We start from the raw sequence: 18211 nt of genomic DNA, 5'->3' as shown, positions 1-18211 counted from the left end.
CCGGGGGCCCGAAATTGGTCCGAACCATTGACCGCACTGGTCTAGTCCTCCTAGGGTGCCCGAACCAACGCTTGCCGCGTTCATGCCAATCGGCACGATCCCCTCTCCCCCACGAGGAGACACCGATGCACACTCCGCACCGCCTCCGGGCGCTGCTGTCCGCCGCCTGTACCGTCGCGCTCGGCGCCGGACTGCTCGCCGGCGCGGGCACGGCCACCGCCACCCCCACCCGGTTCGCCGCCCAGACGGCCGCCGCGGGCTCCAAGGTGGTCGGCTACTTCACCGAATGGGGCGTCTACGACCGCAAGTACCACGTCAAGAACATCGAGACCTCCGGCTCCGCGGCGAAACTCACCCACATCAACTACGCCTTCGGCAACGTCACCGGCGGCAAGTGCGCCATGGGCGACTCGTACGCGGCGACCGACCGCGCCTACACCGCCGACGAGTCGGTGGACGGGGTCGCCGACACCTGGGACCAGCCGGTGCGCGGCAACTTCAACCAGCTGCTGAAGCTGAAGAAGAAGCACCCGGGGCTGAAGGTGCTGTGGTCGTTCGGCGGCTGGACCTGGTCGGGCGGCTTCGGCGAGGCCGCGAAGAACCCGGCCGCCTTCGCCCAGTCCTGCTACGACCTGGTCAACAACTCCAAGTGGGCGGGCGTCTTCGACGGCATCGACATCGACTGGGAGTACCCCAACGCCTGCGGCAACACCTGTGACACCAGCGGCCGCGCGGCCTACAAGAACCTGATGGCGGCGCTGCGGGCCAAGTTCGGCGGCGGTGCGCTGGTCACCGCGGCGATCCCGGCGGACGCCAGTAGCGGCGGCAAGATCGACGCGGCCGACTACGCGGGCGCCGCGGCGCATGTCGACTGGTACAAGCCCATGACCTACGACTACTTCGGCGCCTGGGACGCGGCCGGGCCGACGGCTCCGCACTCGCCGCTGAACTCCTACTCCGGCATCCCGAAGACGCAGTACACCACCTCGGCGACCATCGCCAAGCTCAAGGGCCTCGGGATCCCCGCCTCGAAGCTGCTGCTCGGCATCGGCTTCTACGGCCGCGGCTGGACCGGCGTCACCCAGTCCGCGCCCGGCGGCACGGCGACCGGACCGGCGGCGGGCACGTACGAACAGGGCATCGACGACTACAAGGTGCTCAGGACCAAGTGCCCGGCGACCGGCACGGTGGGCGGCACCGCGTACGCCAAGTGCGGTAGCGAATGGTGGAGTTATGACACTCCGGCGACCATCGCGACCAAGATGACGTACAAGAACGACCAGGGCCTGGGCGGGACGTTCTTCTGGGAGCTGAGCGGGGACACCGCGAGCGGTGAGCTGATCAAGGCGATCAAGTAGCGCCGCGGCCGTGGAGGGGGGCGGAGGGCAAGTCCCTCGGCCCCCCTTCCTCGCCCCTTGCTGCTCAGTCGTCGCGGCGGGCGGGTGCGGGGGCCGGGTGGGTCGGGTCGATCTCCTGGATGGCGCGCAGCGCGCCGCCGAGGGTCTTCACCAGCAACTCGCGCATGGTCTCCCGGGAGAGTCCGGGCCGGCCGATCCAGTCCAGGGTGGCGCCCTCGACACTGCACACCCACGCGAGCAGCCCCATGCGGGCCACCGGGGCGATGTCGGTACGGCCGTAGGCACCCTCCGCGATGGTCGCGACGATGGCCTCGCGCACGCCGTCCCGGACGGCGTGCACCTCGGTGTCGAAGCCGACGCCGCCGCTGACGATGGTGCGGTAGGCGGCCTGGTTGTGCTCCGCGTAGCGCAGGTAGCCGTCGATGGTGCGCTGCACCCGGTCCACGGCCGGCATCTCCAGGCCGCGCGCCGCGGAGGTGACCAGGTCGGCGACGGAGTCCTCGATGATCGCCAGGTAGTAGCCGCGCTTGGACCGGAAGTAGTAGTAGATCAGCCCCTTGGCCACATGGGCCTGCCGGGCGATGTCGTCCATCGAGAGGGCGTCGTAGGAGGTGTCGGCGAACAACCTCCGCCCGATGGCGAGGAGTTCGGCGCGACGACCCTCGGAGCGCTCGGTGCCGCGCACCCGGCTGGGGGTCCCCCCTGCTCGAACGGAGTTCGGAGCTTGGGGGCGGGCGGTCTCACGCGGTTGGATATTCAATTCGACCCTGGCCTCCAACTGGCGGTCGGACAACCGCAGTATGGCAGGCCGGCATGGCCCGGAGGCAGGTCGCCTCGAAGGCCCCGGTCGCCCGGGGCCCTCGTACACGCGCGGAGTTCCGGTCAGCTCACGCCCACGGCGGCGAGCGCCTTGCGCTGGTGGCCCGTGAGGTGGGCCGGGAAGTACAGGTAGCAGATGCCGCCGGAGCCGGAGGCGACCTTGCCGGAGGCGTTGTAGCGCTTGGTCCTCAGCCAGATGTTCTCGAACTCCCGGCGCCGGTACACACGCCGTACCGCCGCGTCGTTCGGCGAGGCCGGGTCGTTGGCGATCACGTCGCCGTCCGCAGTGAAGCCGATGACGGTCATCAGGTGGCCGTTGGTGCCGTAACCGGCCCCGGTCAGCTCGGTGTTGAGGAAGGACTGGGACGTTATGGCCGGGATCCCGGCCGCGATCAGCGTCTCCAGGTCGGTGAGCGAGCCGAGCCGGGTCACCACTCCCTGGAGGTCCTTGAAGGTGGCCGCGTAGGCGGCGTTGAACGGCCAGTTGCCGCAGCCTTCGTACTGGTAGTCGTACGTGTACCGGGCCGCGTTGCAGACCTGCGGGTCGGCGTAGGACGGGTCGACCCAGGACAGCTGCTCGGGGGTGAGCCGTCCGCCCCAGTACTCGACGATCATCTGGGAGGAGGTGGGACTGCACCAGGCCTCGCCACCGTTGTCGTACTCGGGGTACTGGCCGGAGTGGATCGACTGCGAGTAGCGCGGGACGGTCAACTCCTTGGCCACGCCGGGTGTGGAGGCCGGGACGGTGAAGCGGTCGGGGACGTCGGAGCCCATGGCGCCGATCCGCCAGACGGTGGGTGTGAGCCGGGTGCCGGGCCTGCGGTGGAGGGTGAGCCGCAGCCGGTAGGAGGTGAGGCGCAGCCCGGAGGCCGGGTCGTCCAGGGAGAAGGTGTCCGTCCAGATGGTGCTGCGGCCGTCGCTCTGGCCGTCGACGGAGGTCCGTTTGATGTCCTGGTCGCCGGCCGCCCAGCGGCCCATCACGTACCAGGGGGTGTCCGTGCCGTCGGAGTACGTGCCGCGCAGTTCGACCTGGAGCCAGGTGCCGGCCGGGGTGTGCGCGTTCCAGGAGGCGACCGCCTCCGTGGCCGGCACGGACAGCCGGTGCGCCGGGCTGGTCCAGGTGGCGTACTCCCAGGTCCTGGTCGTGCCGGTGTGCGGGTCGGTGTAGTCGGTGGTGCCCGCGGGCTGCGCGATCTCGAGGCCGGGACGGGTGCCCGCGACGGCGCGGGTGCCGCGGGCCGTGCCCGCGCGCCAGTCGGTGTACGTGGTCCAGGCGCGGTAGTCGACCGGGCGGGCCGGGGCGGCTCCGGCGTTCTTGGCGCCGGTGGCGGGGGCGGCCGTGGCCGCGGCGGCCAGCGGGGTCGCGCCACCCGCCATCGCCGCCGCGGCGACCGCGACGGCCAGGACTGATCTGCGGGACGGCTGTTCGGCTCTGCTCATGGGTGGATGACCCCCAGGTGTCCGAAGTCGGGGCGGGTCCGTGGCTGCGCCCACTATGGCCGTGACACCGGCCTCCGGCCAGCACTTCGACATACGCCACGCCCATCAATATTGGTCTCCACCACTGGCATGACCTGCGCCGGGTCCCCGCGTCGCCAGTCAGGCGGTCCGCCCGCGCGGCCACCGGCGGCGCGGGGAGCGGTCACTAGAATGACCACGGAGAACACACCGCCCCCTCTACGCACTCCGGGAATCGCCATCCGCGCCCTCGCCGCCTTCCTTCGTGATGCGCCGCCGTCCTGCGGGACCGTGCGGCTGGTCGGCGTCGACGGGCACGCGGGATCCGGGAAGTCCACGTTCACCGGGAAGTTGGCCGCGGCACTGGGGGGCGCGCCCGTGCTGCACCTGGACGACGTCGCCAGCCATGAGGAACTGTTCGCGTGGCAGGGTCGGCTGCTGAGCGAGGTCGTCGAGCCCCTCGGGCGAGGAGCGGCGGCGCGCTACGCCCCCTACGACTGGCGGGCGCGGCGGTTCGGGGCCGCGCGGACGCTGCCGCAGGCGCCCGTAGTCCTTGTGGAGGGCGTGGGCGCCGGACGGCGGGCACTGCGTCCGTATCTGGCGCACCTGCTGTGGATGGATCTGCCACGGGAGGAGGCCTGGGCGCGGGGCCGGTCGCGCGACGGCGAGGAACAGCGGGAGTTCTGGGCCGGGTGGGTCGAGGCCGAGCGGCGGCACTTCGCCGAGGACCCCTCGCGGCCCTTCGCTGATCTTCTGGTGCGGCAGTTGCCAGAGGGATACGCGGTGCTGTCAGGGCCTGCCGGGGCCGTTGGACCGGACCAGTTCGTCACCCTCGGTGACGGGCCATCGGCAATGTGCTGAACTTGTGAAGGCCCTTGCCGGGCAACTTTCCCAAGTCCCCCAACTCCGCTTGACCGGGGGGTCGTACAGGTCTTACGTTCTGAAGGAGCGGTCATCGCGTACCGCCCGCAGTCACGAAGCCCCCGGTTGTTCCCCCGTGATCGGGGGCTTCGTTCTGCCTTCTTGGCGTTTTCCGGACGCTGCGCGACGTCATTCGCTCACCCTCGGTCACCACACCGGGTGCGTCCCGTGCACCCGCCACGTCGCCGAACAGCCAGTGCGGCACCCTTCGGCGGGCGGCGGCCCCGCAGGTACGATGCCCTCGGTGCGACCTTTGAACGACTGCTTCGCGCACCTGCAACTCCGGTCCGCGGTACAGCGGTTCGACCACAGGAAGCCGTCAGGTGGATGCCTGGCGGCGAACCTTCGGGGGCACGGTTTGTGGGGGACGTGATGGACTTCGGCACGCAGGGCCCGAAGGCCCCGGCCGACCTCGCGTGGCTGCGAGGCGTGGACGCCTACACCATGGGCGCCTATCCGCAGGCGGAGGAGGAGTTCCGGGCCGCGGTGCGGCTGGACCCGGGGATGGCCGACGGCTGGCTCGGTCTGCACGCGCTGCGCGTCGACACGACGACCGCGCTGCTCAGGATGTTCCGGCACCGCGACCGCTTCGGCGAACAGCGTGCCCGGCACCGCCGCACCCTCAACTCCTGGTACTGGCTGGGCTGGTGGGTGCAGCCCGTGCTGGAGAGGCCGCGCGACCTGCTGCTCGCGCACGCCTCGCACTGGCTGGACGGCCGCCATGTCCCCGAGCTGGACCGCGCGCTGGCCGGGCTGCCGCCGGTGGACGCCGACCCCCAGGTCCGCTTTCTGCACGCCTGCCGCGCCTACCTCGTCAAGGACTGGGAACAGCTCGTCCGGCACACCGACCCGCTGCTCGACGATCCGCTGCTCGGCATCGAGGCCGGACTGTTCGGCGGCATGGCCCGGGTGCGCCTGGAGATGTACGGGCAGGCCGAGCCGCTGCTGTCGGCCGCGCTGATGCGCTGCCGCAGCGAGCAGCCGCAGCGCAAGGAACTCAGGTACTGGCTCGCGCGGGCGCACGAGGGCACCGGCCGCAGCGCGGCGGCGCTGCCCCTGTACCGGGCGGTGCACCGGGTCGATCCGGCCTTCATGGACACCTCGGCGCGGCTCACGGCGATCGCCGAGGGCGACGGGTACGAGGACACGGCCGGCCTCGCCGCGATCACCCTCACCGGCCTCGGGCAGGACCTCATGGACGGCCCGGATCTGCTGGACCCGCTGTTCGGCACCGAGGGCCGGGACCTGAAGCTGTCCGGGACCGACCTGTCGGTGACCGGTCCGCTGCCGTCGGTGACCGATCCGGCGGTGCGCCGGCGTGCCCCGGCCGCCGACGCGCCGCTGCCCACCGGGCCCACCGACCCGGCGTTACTGGAGGAAGCACTCTCCGAACTTGAGCGCATGGTGGGGCTGGAACCGGTGAAACGGCAGGTCAAGGCCCTGTCGGCGCAGTTGAACATGGCACGGCTGCGGGCCGGGCAGGGGCTGCCCGTGCAGCCGCCCAAACGCCACTTCGTCTTCTCCGGCCCCTCGGGCACCGGCAAGACCACCGTCGCCCGCATCCTCGGCCGTGTCTTCTACGCGCTCGGCCTGCTCGGCGGCGACCATCTGGTGGAGGCGCAGCGGGCCGACCTGGTCGGCGAATATCTGGGGCAGACCGCCGTCAAGGCCAACGAGCTCATCGACTCCGCGATCGGCGGGGTGCTCTTCGTCGACGAGGCCTACTCCCTGTCGAACTCGGGCTACGGCAAGGGCGACGCGTACGGCGACGAGGCCCTCCAGGTGCTGCTCAAGCGGGCCGAGGACAACCGCGACCACCTGGTGGTGATCCTCGCCGGCTACCCCGAGGGCATGGACCGCCTGCTCGCCGCGAACCCCGGGCTGTCGTCGCGCTTCACCACCCGGGTGGACTTCCCCTCGTACCGGCCGACGGAACTCACCGAGATCGGCAAGGTGCTCGCCACGGAGAACGGCGACCTGTGGGACGACGAGGCGCGGGACGAACTGCACTCGATCGCCGGGCACGTGGTCGACCAGGGCTGGATCGACGAACTCGGCAACGGCCGGTTCCTGCGGACCCTCTACGAGAAGAGCTGCGCCTACCGGGACCTGAGGTTGTCGACGTACCCGGCAACGCCGACCCGGGACGACTTGTCGACCCTGCGGCTGCCGGACCTGATGCAGGCGTACGGGGAGGTGCTGTCGGGTCGGGGGCCCCAGGATCCGTCGGGGGTGTGAGCAAGGCCCCTGCCACCGAGGACGGTCAGTCGTCGAGGATCGCGCCGCGTTCGCCCATGAAGCGCAGCCACTCCCGGTGCCAGCCCGTGGTGCCCCGCAGGTCCACGCCGTGCCAGTCCGGTTCGGAGCGGCGGCCGACCAGCCGCTCGCCCAGCGGCTCCCCCGAACCACTGTCGAACAGCCGTACCCAGCCGTCCGCGCCGGCCGTCGCCACCACCCCGGACTTGGTGTGCAGCGCCACGGAGAGCACGGCGTGTCCCCCGCCCACCGACCAGTTGCGCTCCCGGTGCCTCAGGTCCCAGGAGCTGAGCGTGCCGTCCCGGCAGCCGCAGTAGAGCACCCCGGTGCCCGCGTCGTACACCAGGCCGAGCACCGTGTCGCCCAGTACGGCGAGGTCGGCGGCATGGCTGCCGTCGTCCTGGACGAAGAGCCGGATCCTGCGGTCGTCGCTGCCGCTGGCCACCAGGCCCGTGCCCGGCAACGCGCACAGGCAGTACACCCCGGCGTCCGGGTGCGCGACCCACTGCCTGACGGGCCGGCCGGTGACGGCGTCCAGGGCGGTGACGGTTCCGGCGGAGGAGCCGGCGAACATCAGGCCGGCGTCCGGGTCCAGGGCGAGGGAGCGTACGTAGCCGGAGGAGACCCGCGTCTGCCACACCTCGTCGCCGTCGAGGGTCCACAGGCGTACGGAACCGTCGGTGCCGCCCGAGGCGAGCCGGGTGTCCCCGACCGCGACGGCCGAGGTGGTGGGGGCGCCGTGGTGGGCGATCTCCAGGAACGCCTGCCCGTTCTCCCGGTCCGCCAGATACACACCGCCGTCGAGGGCGGCCGCCACCACATAGCGGCCGTGGGACATCAGGGCCATGTTCCGGAAGACCCCCGGGCAGCGCATGGTCTCCAGGGTGTCCAGGCGGGCCCGGTCCAGCACCTGCACCAGGCCCTCGGCGGTGCCGGCCACGACCTCGCCGTCGTCGGGCAGCATGCCCACCGCGGAGACCACCTGGGTCTCGTGCAGCATCGCGCCGTGCAGCCAGGCGCCCCGCAGGTCGGCTCCGGTCACCACGGCCCCCTGGAGCAGCACCGAGCGCAGATCGCAGTCGCGCAGATCGGCGCCGGCGAGCCGGGCGCCCTGGAGGTCGGCGCCGCGCAGATCGAGTCCGCGCAGCGAGCGGCCGGCCAGGGAGACGCCCATGCGGTTGGCCAGGGAGAGGCAGTTGGCGGGCAGCCGGCCGCCGACCAGGGAGCCCACCGGTCCGGCGGCGGGCTCGCGGACGGCAGGCGCCGACCCACCCGCGGGCAGCCAGTCCAGCGGCGACAGTCCGGCGGAGGCCAGTTGCTCGGCCAGGTAGCCGACCGGTTCGGGCAGCAGCAGCCGTTCGTCCAGCGGGGCCCGGTCCCCGGCCCGCAGCGCCGTGCACAGGCTGCGCGCGGTGAGGAACTCGCGCATGGTCTTGAGCCGGAAGCGCACGGTGCCGTCGGCGGCCACCCGCAGGAAGGCCTCCCAGCGGGGGTCGGTGCTCAGCGGCCCGGCCGTCCCGGCGGAGGCGGGTTCGGGCACGCCGAGGATGCCGCGGGCCTCGGGCAGCGGCAGGGCGTGGGTGGCCCGGCTGCGCATCCGGCCCGCGAGCGCCGCGAGCCGGTCGGTGTCGGCGCGGACCGCCGCGCCGTCGACGGCGACGCGTTCGGCGCCGCCGAGCAGGACGGTGACGTACTCCTCGAACAGCTCCGAGGCGGTCGTCGGGGCCTCGCGGCCGGGCACGGCCAGCACCACGGACATCAGGTCGAGCAGACCGGGCAGCCGGGCCAGGTCGGTCAGGGCGCTGCTGGCGTCGATCAGCCTCCGCACCGGTTCCGACCGGGTGCCGAGCCGGCGCACCAGGGCCTGGACGCGCTGCTCGTAGCCGAGGTCGGCGAGCCGGATCACCTCGAAGGTGGACCCGTCCGACAGCCGGAGTCCGGGAACGCCGGCGGTGTCCTCAAACGCGCTCCCGGACAGCGGCGCGCCCGGAGCACCACCGGGGCGCAGGGCGGAGCGGTCCTGTTCGAAGTAGCCGGGCCTGCTGGCCAGCAGGATCTTGCTCCGGGCGCCTACCAGACCAGCGAGTTCGGCCAGCGTGCGCCGGGCGCGTTCGGGGGTGACCTGCCAGCGCAGTTCGTCGAGCCCGTCGAGGATGACGACCAGCCGGCCGGTGTCGTTGGCGTACCGGAAGGACTGTTTTCCGCCGAGGAGCTCGGCGCCCTTGCCGCGCATCTGCGCGATCAGGAAGTCCTCCAGCGAGCCGGTGGCCGGCATCTCCGACAGCAGGGCGAGCACGGGGACACGTCCGCGGTCGGGGTCGTCGAGGCAGCGGCGGGCCAGGGCGTAGGCGAGGTGCCGGCAGTACCAGGACTTGCCGCTGCCGGGTTCGCCGAGCAGGGTCAGCTGGCTGTGCGAGCGCTCGCGCAGCCAGGAGTCGACGTAGTCGTCGAGCCAGTAGGCGTCGCCGCGCACCGGAGCCACCGCGTCGGACAGCGGGCGCCGGCACTGGAGGTCCACATAGGCGCCGCGCTGGCTTCCGTTCTCGTACTCGTCGAGGATCCAGCGCAGATACGGTTCGACGCCGAGGACGCGCTCCAGCAGGGACTGGCGTGTGTGCAGTTCGAGCCGGTCGTCGGCGGCGGCGAGCCGGCGGGCGGTGTTGGAGATCCTGGTCTCGGTGACGGCCATGCCCCGGCCGTGTCCGCCGACGCGTTCGGCGAGCCGGCGCACATCGCCGCCCGACAGCTCGCCCTCCACGATGTGCGCGGTGAGCGGCCCGGGTTCGGTGGGGTGGCCGAAGACCGACTCCACGGCACGGTCGCTCAGCCGTACCGAGTGCTGTGCGCTCCAGCCGAGGACGCCGAGTTGCTCCTCGCACTCCCTTATGGCCGGTGACTCTCCGCGCAGCGCCTCGGTGCCCTGCCGTTCGGCGGTGCCGCGGACCAGGTCGAGCAGGTCCCGGGTGTAGGCGGCGGTGGGGGCGCCGCCGGTGGTGACGACCTTGATCTGGCGCCGCCCATAGGCGGCGCGCACGCCCTCGTCGGCCTCGGGCAGCACCACGACGGCGCCGCGCCAGTAGGCGCCGAGCGAGTGCAGGGCGGGTGCCAGGAGTTCTTCGAGGACCGGGTCGTACGGGGCGAAGCCGACGAGGACCAGGGTGTGCGAGGCGGGCAGGTCGGCCAGGCGAGCGGTGAGCAGGGGGCGCAGAAAGCGGGCGGCCCGCCGCTCCCGTTCGCCGAGCAGGGCGTCCTGCGGGGCGTCCAGACAGCCGAAGAGATGGACGATCTGGGGCTGTGCGGTGTCCCAGAAGGCGATCGCCGTCTCGGTCTTGACGACGTGGAAGGGGCGCCGGAAGCGGCGGTAGGCGTGTTCGGCCGTCGGATACAGCGAGGTGACCAGGAGGCAGGCCGGTGGGCGGGCCGCGAGCCATTCATGGAGCGCCTCGGAGGGCGAAGGGGGCCGTGCGGGCGTCTCGCCGGGCACCGCCGGGCGTCCTGCGGTGCGCAGCAGGGTGATCAGGGCGGCGCGGCCGAAGCGGGCCAGGTACTCCTCGGTGAGCCGGCCCAGCGGAGGGGGCGAGGACTCGTCGGCGCGGCCGAGTTCGGCGAGCAGCGCCGTGCGGACGGTCTCATCCGTCTCGCGGTCGAACTCGGGGCCCAGGACCACGGCCAGGGAGCCGGTCTCCCAGGCCCGTGCCAGTTCGACGACGAGGTGCGGGTCGAACTCCGGCAGGGCGTCAGGCATGGGCGGCGCTCAGTCCGTCCAGCCAGCGGGCCAGGGCCCGGGTGACGCCGTCGTCCGTCACGTCGAGCGGCAGGGTGCGCAGCCCCCGGGTGAGCGCGACCCGCTGTTGCAGGGGCGAGACGTCGGCGGTCAGCACCCAGCCGACGGGTTTGTGCTCACCGAGCCCGGCGGTCGCCAGATCCCAGAGCATGTTGAACTCCGGGTCGGACGGTCCGGCGCCGAGCACCAGCAGTTCATGGGTCTCCAGCAGACCGCGGACGTGCTCGGCGAGCCTGGGTTTGACCGCGCCGTAGACCGCGAAGTCCCGGCGGGTGACGGTCAGCGTCTCCGGGTTGAGCACATCGCCGCACATCTTGACCAGCCGGGGGCGGGCGGGGGCGGTGTAGGCGAGGTCGGAGTCCCGTACGACGACGTCGACCGGGCCCGCGACGTCCTGCAGGGCCTCCTCGAGCAGCACGTCGTAGTTGGTGGTGAGGATCTCCTTGAGGCCGGTGGCGGCCAGTGCCCGGTGCGCCTCGGTGTAGGCGAGGGAGCGGCGCAGTTCGCGGCGCAGATGGGAGACGAGGCTGTTGCGGCCGTACTCCGCCTCGTACGCCTCGGCCAGCGCGGGCAGGTCGTCGGGCAGCGGGGTGCCGCCGGCCGCCGGGCCCAGGGCCTGCCCGAGCGGGGCGAAGAGCCGGCCCCAGCCGGGGTATCCGGCGCCCATGGACAGTCCGGCGCCCACGAGGACGGCCAGGCGGCCCTCCGCGGCCCGTGCGGCGAGGTGTCCGAGCACTCCGTCGGCTGCTGTCATCCGCGTCCACCGTCCCCGTTCGTTCGTCGTGCGTCGGTCGTACGTCCGTCGATCACTCGGTGTCCGTCCGCCCGGCGGGGCCGCGCAGCTCCGCGACGGCGGAGCGGAAGCGGGAGACGGAGGCGTTGCCCCGGCCGTGGCCGTAGTCGTGCCGGACCCCGACCTCCAGTTGCCGGGTGACCCAAGCGTCCCACACCGCACGCACCCGCGGGTCCTCGATCGCATCGAGGGCCGCTCGGATCCGGCGGGTCAACCGGCCTGTGGCCAGGGCGACATGGGAGCGCACGGCATAGTGCTCCAGCATCCGGTCCACCCGGACGAGTGCTTCGGCGCCGAGCGGGCCGCGGCCCCACACCCGGCCGGCGAGCCACTGCCGGTCGGCGGGGTCGGCGCGCCGCCACAGCAGTCCCGAGACCGCGGTCACCCTGCCGTCGCCGAGGTCGGAGTGGCGCAGTCCGCCGTCGCGGCTCTCCCTGGCGGTGGTGTTGCGCAGGTCGTTGCGCAGCTGGCCGGCCTCGGCGCACCAGGGGTAGGCGGTGGTGACGAAGGCCGCCGCGCGTGGGTCGCCGCCGGCGGTCAGGACGTCGGCCCAGGCGCGCCCGACGAAGGCGGTGCGCCGCCGGGCCGCCTCGGTGTAGCGCTCCCAGGAGAACGCGTCGGTGGTCAGCGCGTGCCGCTGTGACTGGCCGTCGGCCATCCCGGTCACGCACTCCTCCCACAGCTCGCCGGGCAGCCCGGCGAGCGGTCCCGAGCGCGGCACGCCCCGCCGGGCGGCCTCCAGGGAGCGGGTCAGCTCGCGGCGTCCGTGGGCCGCGTAGGCCGTGGCGGTGCCGTAGCGCACGCGTTTGCGGTCGAGCAGGTCGTCGAGGCAGTAGAAAACCGCGAACAGCAGCTCCGGCACCAGACAGCGGTGGACGAGCCGACCGGGGCGGCCGAGGGTCAGCCAGGGCAGTACGGCGCGGTACTTGCGGCCGGGCATCGCCTCGACGTAGTGCACGGCGGCCGGGCCCAGCCAGTGCGCGGCGGCGGTGCGCAGCGGGGTGCTCCACAGGTCCTGGACGAAGACCGCGGTGAACTCGGTCTCCACCGCGCCGTACCAGGTGGTGACCGGCCAGGGCGCCCCGCCGGGCCCGGTGGGGGCCAGGTCCGGCGCCGGGGGGACGTTCACAGGGCCGGCCGGCGGGGCGCCGCGGAGGGGCGCTCGTCGCTGGGCCGGCCGTCGGCCGGGCCCACCGTGTCCAGCCAGCGTTCCCAGGAGTGCACGGCCAGGGCCGTGTCCCGCATGGAGAGGATGCCGCGGCCGAACGGCTCGCTCACCGTCTTGCGGTTGGCCCAGAACACATCGGCGAAGTCCTCGGCCGCGGCGAGCCGGCGGTAGTCGACGTACGTCATCGGGCGGGGTACGGCGCCGGCCGCGCGCACGGTGTCCAGGGTCACGGCGACCTCGTGGCGGGTCTGGCCGGGCAGCCCCACCATGACGAAGCAGATCAGCAGGATGCCCTCGGCCGCGCACCAGGCGCCCAGGTCGGCCAGCCGCTCGGCGCCGACGCGTCCGGAGAAGCGGTTCCGGCCGTCCGGGAGCAGCGACTCCACGCCGACGGCCACCCGGGTGCAGCCGGCCGCGGCCATCTCGCCCAGCAGCGGCGGGTCGAGTTCGGCGTGCGAGGTGACGCACTTCCAGGTGACCCCGGTGCGCGGGGTGCCGACGCGGGCGCAGAAGTCGTGGACGTAGTCGCGGTGGGCGGTGAAGTTGGCCCCGAACAGCGAGACGGCGGTGTATCCGTGGCTCTCGCGGGCCGCGCGCAGATAGCCGGCCAGGGTGTCCAGGCCCGTGCGGAAGTACTCGTGGCGGCCCATCACGTCGGGGATCGGGCAGTAGCCGCAGTAGCTGTCGCAGCCGCGTGACACACCGACCGCGAGCTCCCGTTCGGGTTCGCGGCCCGGGTACGACTCGTCCGCGGGCAGTCGCGCGTACCCGGCGACGGGCAGCAGGTCCAGTGCGGGCAGCTCCCAGTCGCCGGCCAGGCGGACGCCGGCCGGGCCGCGGGTCCAGGTGCCGGCCGTCCGGGTCAGGGTGCCGGGCACGGGTCCCGGCTCGGCGCCGGCGGCCACCTGGGCGGCGATCTCGGCGAGTGCCGGCTCCCAGTCCTGCTCCAGGACGATCCAGTCGGCGTCGGTGCGCTGGAAGAGCCGGCGCAGGTGGTAGGCGCCCCGCCCGTACAGGGCGATCCGGGTGCCGGGGGACAGCTGGCGCAGCAGCCGGATGGTACGGGCCGTCTCCAGGGTGTTGTCCAGGGTGACGTGCAGGACGACGAGTCCGGTGGCGTGCAGCGCCTCCTCGACGACCGTGTCCCAGGTGACCTCGGGCAGGACGCCGTCGACGACGCGGACCTCGTGTCCGGCGCGGTCACGCAGATGGGCGGCGACCTCGCCCAGCTCCACGAAGTGGTGGTCCAGGTTGAGATAGGCGCTCACACAGGGCGCTGAGACGATCCGGATCAGCATGGCCGGCCTCCTGGCGGGTCGCGCGAGTGTTCCCGGACAGTACGGAAGTACGGGGGTGCGGAGAGCCGCCGCGCCGGCCGGACCTCGTGCGCCGGGCGCGCCGTGTAGCGAACCATGCCACACCGGCGAGGACCGGGGCAGCGGTGCGCGCGCTTCAACAAGTGCCGCGCACGGGGCAGTTGCGGTGGATCCCGCCATGCGGAAACATCGGCCCGGATGAGGCATCTGCGCAATGTCGAGGTCTATGTCGCCGCGGCGCTGGCCGCCGTGTTCGCCGTGCTGTCGGTCATCGGTGACATCGTGCCGGTGGACCTGCGGTGGGCGGCGCTGCTCGCGGCGGTCGCCCTGCTGGTGTACCGGTCGGCGCTGGAGACCCGGGGCCCGTCCGGGGACGAGTTGCTGGGGGACCGGGTCGCGCTCCAGGAGGCCTCGCCGCCGCTCGCCAAGCGGCTGGAAACGGCCCGTACCGTCTGGCTGTTCGCGCCGAGCGCGGTCAACTTCCTGACGCCGCAGGTGTCCCAGGCGCTGCGGCACCATGTGCTGAGCCGGCCGGAGGGGTCGGTGCGGGTGGTGGTGCTGGACCCGGCGGCCACGGACGCCGTCGCGGTCGCCGAACACCAGCTGGACGACAGCCTGGACGCTCCGCTGCAGCGGCTGCGGCCGTCGCTCGACACGGTGCTCCGGCAGCTGGGCACCATGGACTCCTGGCCGCGCACCGGCACCTTCGAGTACCGGGTGCTCCCCTACAACCCCGGCTTCAGCCTGCTGGCCGTCGACCCGGGCGAGCGGGACGGCTGGCTGGTCCTGGAACTGCACGGCATCCGCAACGAGGCCGTCACCAGCCGAATGCACCTGCGCCTCACCCGCCGCGCCCACGAGACATGGCACCGCTACTGGCTCCACCAGTACGAACACCTCTGGCACCAGTCCCGGCCCTTGGACCCGACCCCGGGTACGGGTCCAGCCGCGGCTCCGGGCCCGACCCCGGCGCCCGGCCCGGCCTCCGACTGACGAGCTGCCCCGGCCTGTGAGCGACGCTCGGCGCGCCGGTCCGCCCCGTGGCACCACGACGGCGCTGCGCGGCGGCGGCCCCCAGTGGGCAACGGAGGTCGGCCCGCGGGGCGCCCCCGGCGCAACCGGCGAGGGGCTCCTCCGAGGACGGAGACCCGCCCCGGCCGGCGCGACGATGCTCGGTCCAACGGCCACCGGCCCACCCCCGTGAAGCGGGTGGGCCGGTGGCCGTGGTGGGTCAGGCTGTGAGGGCCTGCCGGGGGGTGGGACGGGGGGACGTGAGAGTCGGGGTGCGGTGGGCCGGGTCTGTGACCTCGCCGACCAGCAGCTCCAGTACGTCCTCCAGGGCGACCAGGCCCAGCACCCGGCCGGTGGTGTCGGCCACCTGGGCCAGATGGGTCGCGGCCCGGCGCATCACCGTCAGGGCGTCGTCGAGCGGCAGATCGGCCCGCAGCGTGGTCATCGGCCGCCAGGCCCGCTGCGGCACCGCCCCGTCGAGGTCCTCCAGGTCGAGCACGTCCTTGACGTGCAGATACCCCAGGAAGGCACCGTTGCCCGCGGCGACCGGGAAGCGCGAGTAGCCCGTCCGGGCGGTGAGCGCGACGATCTCGGCCGAGGTGACCGACGGGCCGACCGTGACCAGCGCCTCGGGCGCGAGCAGGACGTCGGTCACCGGGCGCGAGCCCAGCTCCAGGGCGTCCTCCAGACGCTCCTGCTCCTCGGGGTCCAGCAGCCCCGCCTGTCGGGAGTCCTCCACCAGCCGGCCCAGCTGCACGCTGGTGAAGGCGGCCTCGACCTCGTCCTTGGGCTCGACGCGGAAGAGCCGCAGGACACCCTTGGCGCAGGCGCCGAGCGCCACCGTGATCGGCCGGCACAGCCGGGCGAAGGCGACCAGACCGGGGCCGAGCCACAGCGCGGCCTTCTCAGGGGCGGCCATCGCGAGATTCTTCGGCACCATCTCGCCGATGACGAGGTGGAAGAAGACCACGGCCGCGAGCGCGATGACGTAGCCGAGCGGGTGGACCATGCCGCTGGGCATGTGGAGCCATGCGAACACGGGCTCCAGCAGCCGGGCCACCGTCGGCTCGGCGACGGCGCCCAGGGTCAGCGAGCAGACGGTGATGCCGAACTGGGCGGCGGCCATCATCTGCGGCAGCCGCTCCAGGCCGTGCAGCACCTGCCGGGCCCGGGCCGTGCCGAGCGGTTCGATCTGGCTGCGGCGGACGGAGACGAGGGCGAACTCGGCACCGACGAAGAAGCCGTTGGCGAGGACCAGAAGCGCGGCGAAAAGCAGTTGGATCAAGCTCATCGGGCGGCCTCCGCCACGGCCGGGACCGGGTCCGCCGCGGTGGCGGTGCGGACCAGCCGCACCCGCTCCGCGCGGTAGTGCCCGACCTGGCGCACGGCCAGCCGCCAGCCCGGCAGCTCGGCGCTGTCGCCGGGGGCCGGGATGCGGCCGAGCAGGTCGGCGACCAGGCCGGCGACGGTCTCGTACGGGCCCTCGGGCGCGTCCAGGCCGATCCGCCGGAGCAGGTCGACCCGGCAGCCGCCGTCGACGTCCCAGGCGGGGCTCCCGTCCTCGGGCGGGGCCGGCGCGAGTTCCGGCACGTCCGTGGCGTCGTGCTCGTCGCGGACCTCGCCGACGAGCTCCTCGACGATGTCCTCCAGGGTGACGACGCCCGCGGTGCCGCCGTACTCGTCGACGACGACCGCGATCGGCTGCTCGTTGCGCAGCTGGGCGAGCAGCGGCTGCACCGGCAGGGTCTCGGGGACCAGCAGTGCCGGGCGGGCGATACGGCCCACCGGGGTGCGCAGCCACGCGTCGGACGGCACCGCGAGGGCGTCCTTGAGGTGGACCATGCCGACGACCTCGTCGATCTTCTCGTGGTAGACGGGGAAGCGGGACAGGCCGGTGGCACGGGTGAGGTTCACCACGTCCTCGGCGGTCGCCGAGGACTGCAGCGCGCTGACCTTCACCCTCGGGGTCATGACGTGCTGTGCGGTCAGGTCGCCCAGGGACAGGGTGCGCACGAAGAGGTCCGCGGTGTCCTGTTCGAGGGCGCCGGCCCGGGCCGAGTGGCGGGCCAGCGAGACCAGCTCGCCGGGGGTGCGGGCGGAGGCCAGCTCCTCCGTGGGTTCGACGCCCAGGGCGCGCACCAGGCGGTTGGCGACCGTGTTGAGCGCCGCGATCACCGGGTGGAACAGGCGCGAGAAGAGGTGCTGCGGGCCGGCCACGAAACGCGCCACCTGAAGGGGCCGGGAGACCGCCCAGTTCTTGGGTACGAGTTCGCCGATCACCATCTGGACCGCCGAGGCCAGCAGCATGCCGACGACGACGGCGACCCCGGAGACGGCTCCGCCGGGGACACCGGCCGCCGCGAACGGGCCGCGCAGCAGCCCGGCCAGCGCCGGTTCGGCGAGCATGCCGACGACCAGGGAGGTGATGGTGATGCCGAGCTGGGTGCCGGAGAGCTGGAAGGACAGCTCCTTGAGGGACTCGACGACCCTGAGGGCCCGTCTGTCGCCCTCCTCGGCGGCCTTCTCGGCGTCCGGGCGCTCGACCGTGACCAGGCCGAACTCGGCCGCGACGAAGAAGCCGTTGGCGAGAATGAGCAGAAGCGCCGCTCCGAGGAGCAGCAGGGGGATGGTCATGATGCCGCCGCCTCCGCATATGCGCGGAACAGGTCCGCGCTATGTCGGCAGGGGGCGGCGCAGGTACTGCAGGACGATCCGTCCATCGCCGGAGGGAGTCACTCCTCGGGTAGCAGGAGCCCCTGGCACCGGTCGTGGAACCCAGGGGCGGAGGCGCAGCGAAAACGCGTCCGTAACCAGATTAATCAAGACACCGGCGGATGCGGCAGGGCGGACGGCACCGAGTCAGTCCCGAGGTTCGTCCGGGGACCGCTCGGAGCCCGGGACCGAACGGGCTTCGACGAGCGCGCGGAGGGTGCGCGCATCGGCGATGGCCTGCTGTTTCGCTATGCCCGGCTGGATGCCCAGCGCGGCCAGGCTCGTGCCGTCGCTGAGGTTCAGGAACACCCACGGATCACCCGGGCGCAGATTGACCTGAATTATCTCGGCCCACGCCAGACGGCGCCGGCCGGCGATGTTGACGACGGTGACACCCGAGTCGTCGGCGACCACCTTCGGGCGGGCGAGCAGGACCAGGACCCCGGCCAGGAGGGCGCCGGTGAAGGCGAAACTCATCCGTTCGCCGGGGCTGAGCTGCTCCAGCAGCAGCCCCACGGTCGTGATCACCACGAATATGGCCGCTCCGGCGGTGAGCAGGACGGCCCGGGTGCGGCCCGGCCGGAAGGTGACGGGAAGTGCGGGCAGGTCGGACAT

The 18211-nt window shown here is 73.0% G+C and carries 13 protein-coding genes; 4 read left to right on the top strand and 9 right to left on the bottom strand.

From position 1 onward, the window contains the following. Positions 1-125: 125 nt before the first annotated feature. Positions 126-1358 (top strand): glycoside hydrolase family 18 protein, encoded by a 1233-nt coding sequence (locus ACFY3J_RS12725; protein ID WP_390840849.1) that lies wholly within the window; start codon positions 126-128, stop codon positions 1356-1358. A 64-nt stretch (positions 1359-1422) separates the two neighbouring features. Here ACFY3J_RS12725 and ACFY3J_RS12720 read toward each other — a convergent pair whose 3' ends face one another. Both ACFY3J_RS12720 and ACFY3J_RS12715 read right to left on the bottom strand, forming a co-directional pair. Continuing rightward, entirely contained in the window at positions 1423-2043 is a 621-nt protein-coding gene (locus tag ACFY3J_RS12720; protein ID WP_390840848.1) for a TetR/AcrR family transcriptional regulator, read from the bottom strand. Between the two features lie 197 nt (positions 2044-2240). Then, the gene (locus ACFY3J_RS12715; RefSeq protein ID WP_384175653.1) at positions 2241-3617 is read right to left on the bottom strand and encodes a peptidase C39 family protein; all 1377 of its coding nucleotides are present in this window, start codon (positions 3615-3617) and stop codon (positions 2241-2243) included. 210 nt (positions 3618-3827) lie between these two features. On the opposite strand from ACFY3J_RS12715, the gene ACFY3J_RS12710 reads away from it, so the two are divergent. Both ACFY3J_RS12710 and ACFY3J_RS12705 read left to right on the top strand, forming a co-directional pair. Beyond that, complete coding sequence (locus tag ACFY3J_RS12710) at positions 3828-4496, top strand: uridine kinase (protein ID WP_390840847.1); 669 nt, start codon at positions 3828-3830, stop codon at positions 4494-4496. Positions 4497-4928: 432 nt separating this feature from the next. Next, positions 4929-6794 (top strand): AAA family ATPase, encoded by a 1866-nt coding sequence (locus tag ACFY3J_RS12705; RefSeq protein ID WP_384175649.1) that lies wholly within the window; start codon positions 4929-4931, stop codon positions 6792-6794. Between the two features lie 25 nt (positions 6795-6819). Here the strand turns inward: ACFY3J_RS12705 and ACFY3J_RS12700 are convergent, their stop codons facing one another. The 4 genes from ACFY3J_RS12700 to ACFY3J_RS12685 are packed head-to-tail and all read right to left on the bottom strand — an operon-like array spanning position 6820 to position 13855. After that, on the bottom strand, positions 6820-10557 hold the full coding sequence (locus ACFY3J_RS12700) for an NACHT domain-containing protein (RefSeq protein WP_390840845.1): 3738 nt from the start codon (positions 10555-10557) through the stop codon (positions 6820-6822). Continuing rightward, positions 10550-11350, bottom strand: a complete 801-nt coding sequence (locus ACFY3J_RS12695; protein ID WP_390840844.1) for an SIR2 family protein — start codon at positions 11348-11350, stop codon at positions 10550-10552. Before ACFY3J_RS12695 ends, ACFY3J_RS12700 begins: the two co-directional genes overlap by 8 nt. A 52-nt stretch (positions 11351-11402) precedes the next feature. Then, the gene (locus ACFY3J_RS12690; protein ID WP_384175643.1) at positions 11403-12518 is read right to left on the bottom strand and encodes a hypothetical protein; all 1116 of its coding nucleotides are present in this window, start codon (positions 12516-12518) and stop codon (positions 11403-11405) included. Then, entirely contained in the window at positions 12515-13855 is a 1341-nt protein-coding gene (locus ACFY3J_RS12685) for a B12-binding domain-containing radical SAM protein (protein ID WP_390840843.1), read from the bottom strand. The genes ACFY3J_RS12690 and ACFY3J_RS12685 overlap by 4 nt, the downstream gene beginning before the upstream one ends. A 216-nt stretch (positions 13856-14071) precedes the next feature. Between ACFY3J_RS12685 and ACFY3J_RS12680 the strand changes: the two genes are divergently transcribed. Next, complete coding sequence (locus ACFY3J_RS12680) at positions 14072-14866, top strand: hypothetical protein (protein WP_384175640.1); 795 nt, start codon at positions 14072-14074, stop codon at positions 14864-14866. A 238-nt stretch (positions 14867-15104) separates the two neighbouring features. Here the strand turns inward: ACFY3J_RS12680 and ACFY3J_RS12675 are convergent, their stop codons facing one another. The 3 genes from ACFY3J_RS12675 to ACFY3J_RS12665 all read right to left on the bottom strand — a co-directional run bounded on the left by ACFY3J_RS12675 (position 15105) and on the right by ACFY3J_RS12665 (position 18211). After that, positions 15105-16175, bottom strand: coding sequence for a hemolysin family protein (locus ACFY3J_RS12675; protein WP_384175638.1), 1071 nt, complete (start codon positions 16173-16175; stop codon positions 15105-15107). Next, positions 16172-17518, bottom strand: coding sequence for a hemolysin family protein (locus ACFY3J_RS12670; RefSeq protein ID WP_384175636.1), 1347 nt, complete (start codon positions 17516-17518; stop codon positions 16172-16174). Before ACFY3J_RS12670 ends, ACFY3J_RS12675 begins: the two co-directional genes overlap by 4 nt. A gap of 225 nt (positions 17519-17743) precedes the next feature. Further along, complete coding sequence (locus ACFY3J_RS12665) at positions 17744-18211, bottom strand: PH domain-containing protein (RefSeq protein WP_384175634.1); 468 nt, start codon at positions 18209-18211, stop codon at positions 17744-17746.

The sequence above is a fragment of the Streptomyces sp. NPDC001231 genome (genome assembly GCF_042896885.1).
Lineage (GTDB): Bacteria > Actinomycetota > Actinomycetes > Streptomycetales > Streptomycetaceae > Streptomyces.
The sequence above is the reverse complement of the archived record's forward strand: the minus strand, read 5'-3'. Positions and strand labels throughout refer to the sequence as shown.

Bases quoted from the DNA above. Each gene is read 5' to 3' on its own strand.
- ACFY3J_RS12675 (WP_384175638.1), bottom strand. From the start codon at position 16,175: ATGAGCTTGATCCAACTGCTTTTCGCCGCGCTTCTGGTCCTCGCCAAC.
- ACFY3J_RS12665 (WP_384175634.1), bottom strand. From the start codon at position 18,211: ATGTCCGACCTGCCCGCACTTCCCGTCACCTTCCGGCCGGGCCGCACC.
- ACFY3J_RS12680 (WP_384175640.1), top strand. From the start codon at position 14,072: ATGAGGCATCTGCGCAATGTCGAGGTCTATGTCGCCGCGGCGCTGGCC.
- ACFY3J_RS12695 (WP_390840844.1), bottom strand. From the start codon at position 11,350: ATGACAGCAGCCGACGGAGTGCTCGGACACCTCGCCGCACGGGCCGCG.
- ACFY3J_RS12725 (WP_390840849.1), top strand. From the start codon at position 126: ATGCACACTCCGCACCGCCTCCGGGCGCTGCTGTCCGCCGCCTGTACC.
- ACFY3J_RS12710 (WP_390840847.1), top strand. From the start codon at position 3,828: ATGACCACGGAGAACACACCGCCCCCTCTACGCACTCCGGGAATCGCC.
- ACFY3J_RS12705 (WP_384175649.1), top strand. From the start codon at position 4,929: ATGGACTTCGGCACGCAGGGCCCGAAGGCCCCGGCCGACCTCGCGTGG.
- ACFY3J_RS12685 (WP_390840843.1), bottom strand. From the start codon at position 13,855: ATGCTGATCCGGATCGTCTCAGCGCCCTGTGTGAGCGCCTATCTCAAC.
- ACFY3J_RS12670 (WP_384175636.1), bottom strand. From the start codon at position 17,518: ATGACCATCCCCCTGCTGCTCCTCGGAGCGGCGCTTCTGCTCATTCTC.
- ACFY3J_RS12700 (WP_390840845.1), bottom strand. From the start codon at position 10,557: ATGCCTGACGCCCTGCCGGAGTTCGACCCGCACCTCGTCGTCGAACTG.
- ACFY3J_RS12715 (WP_384175653.1), bottom strand. From the start codon at position 3,617: ATGAGCAGAGCCGAACAGCCGTCCCGCAGATCAGTCCTGGCCGTCGCG.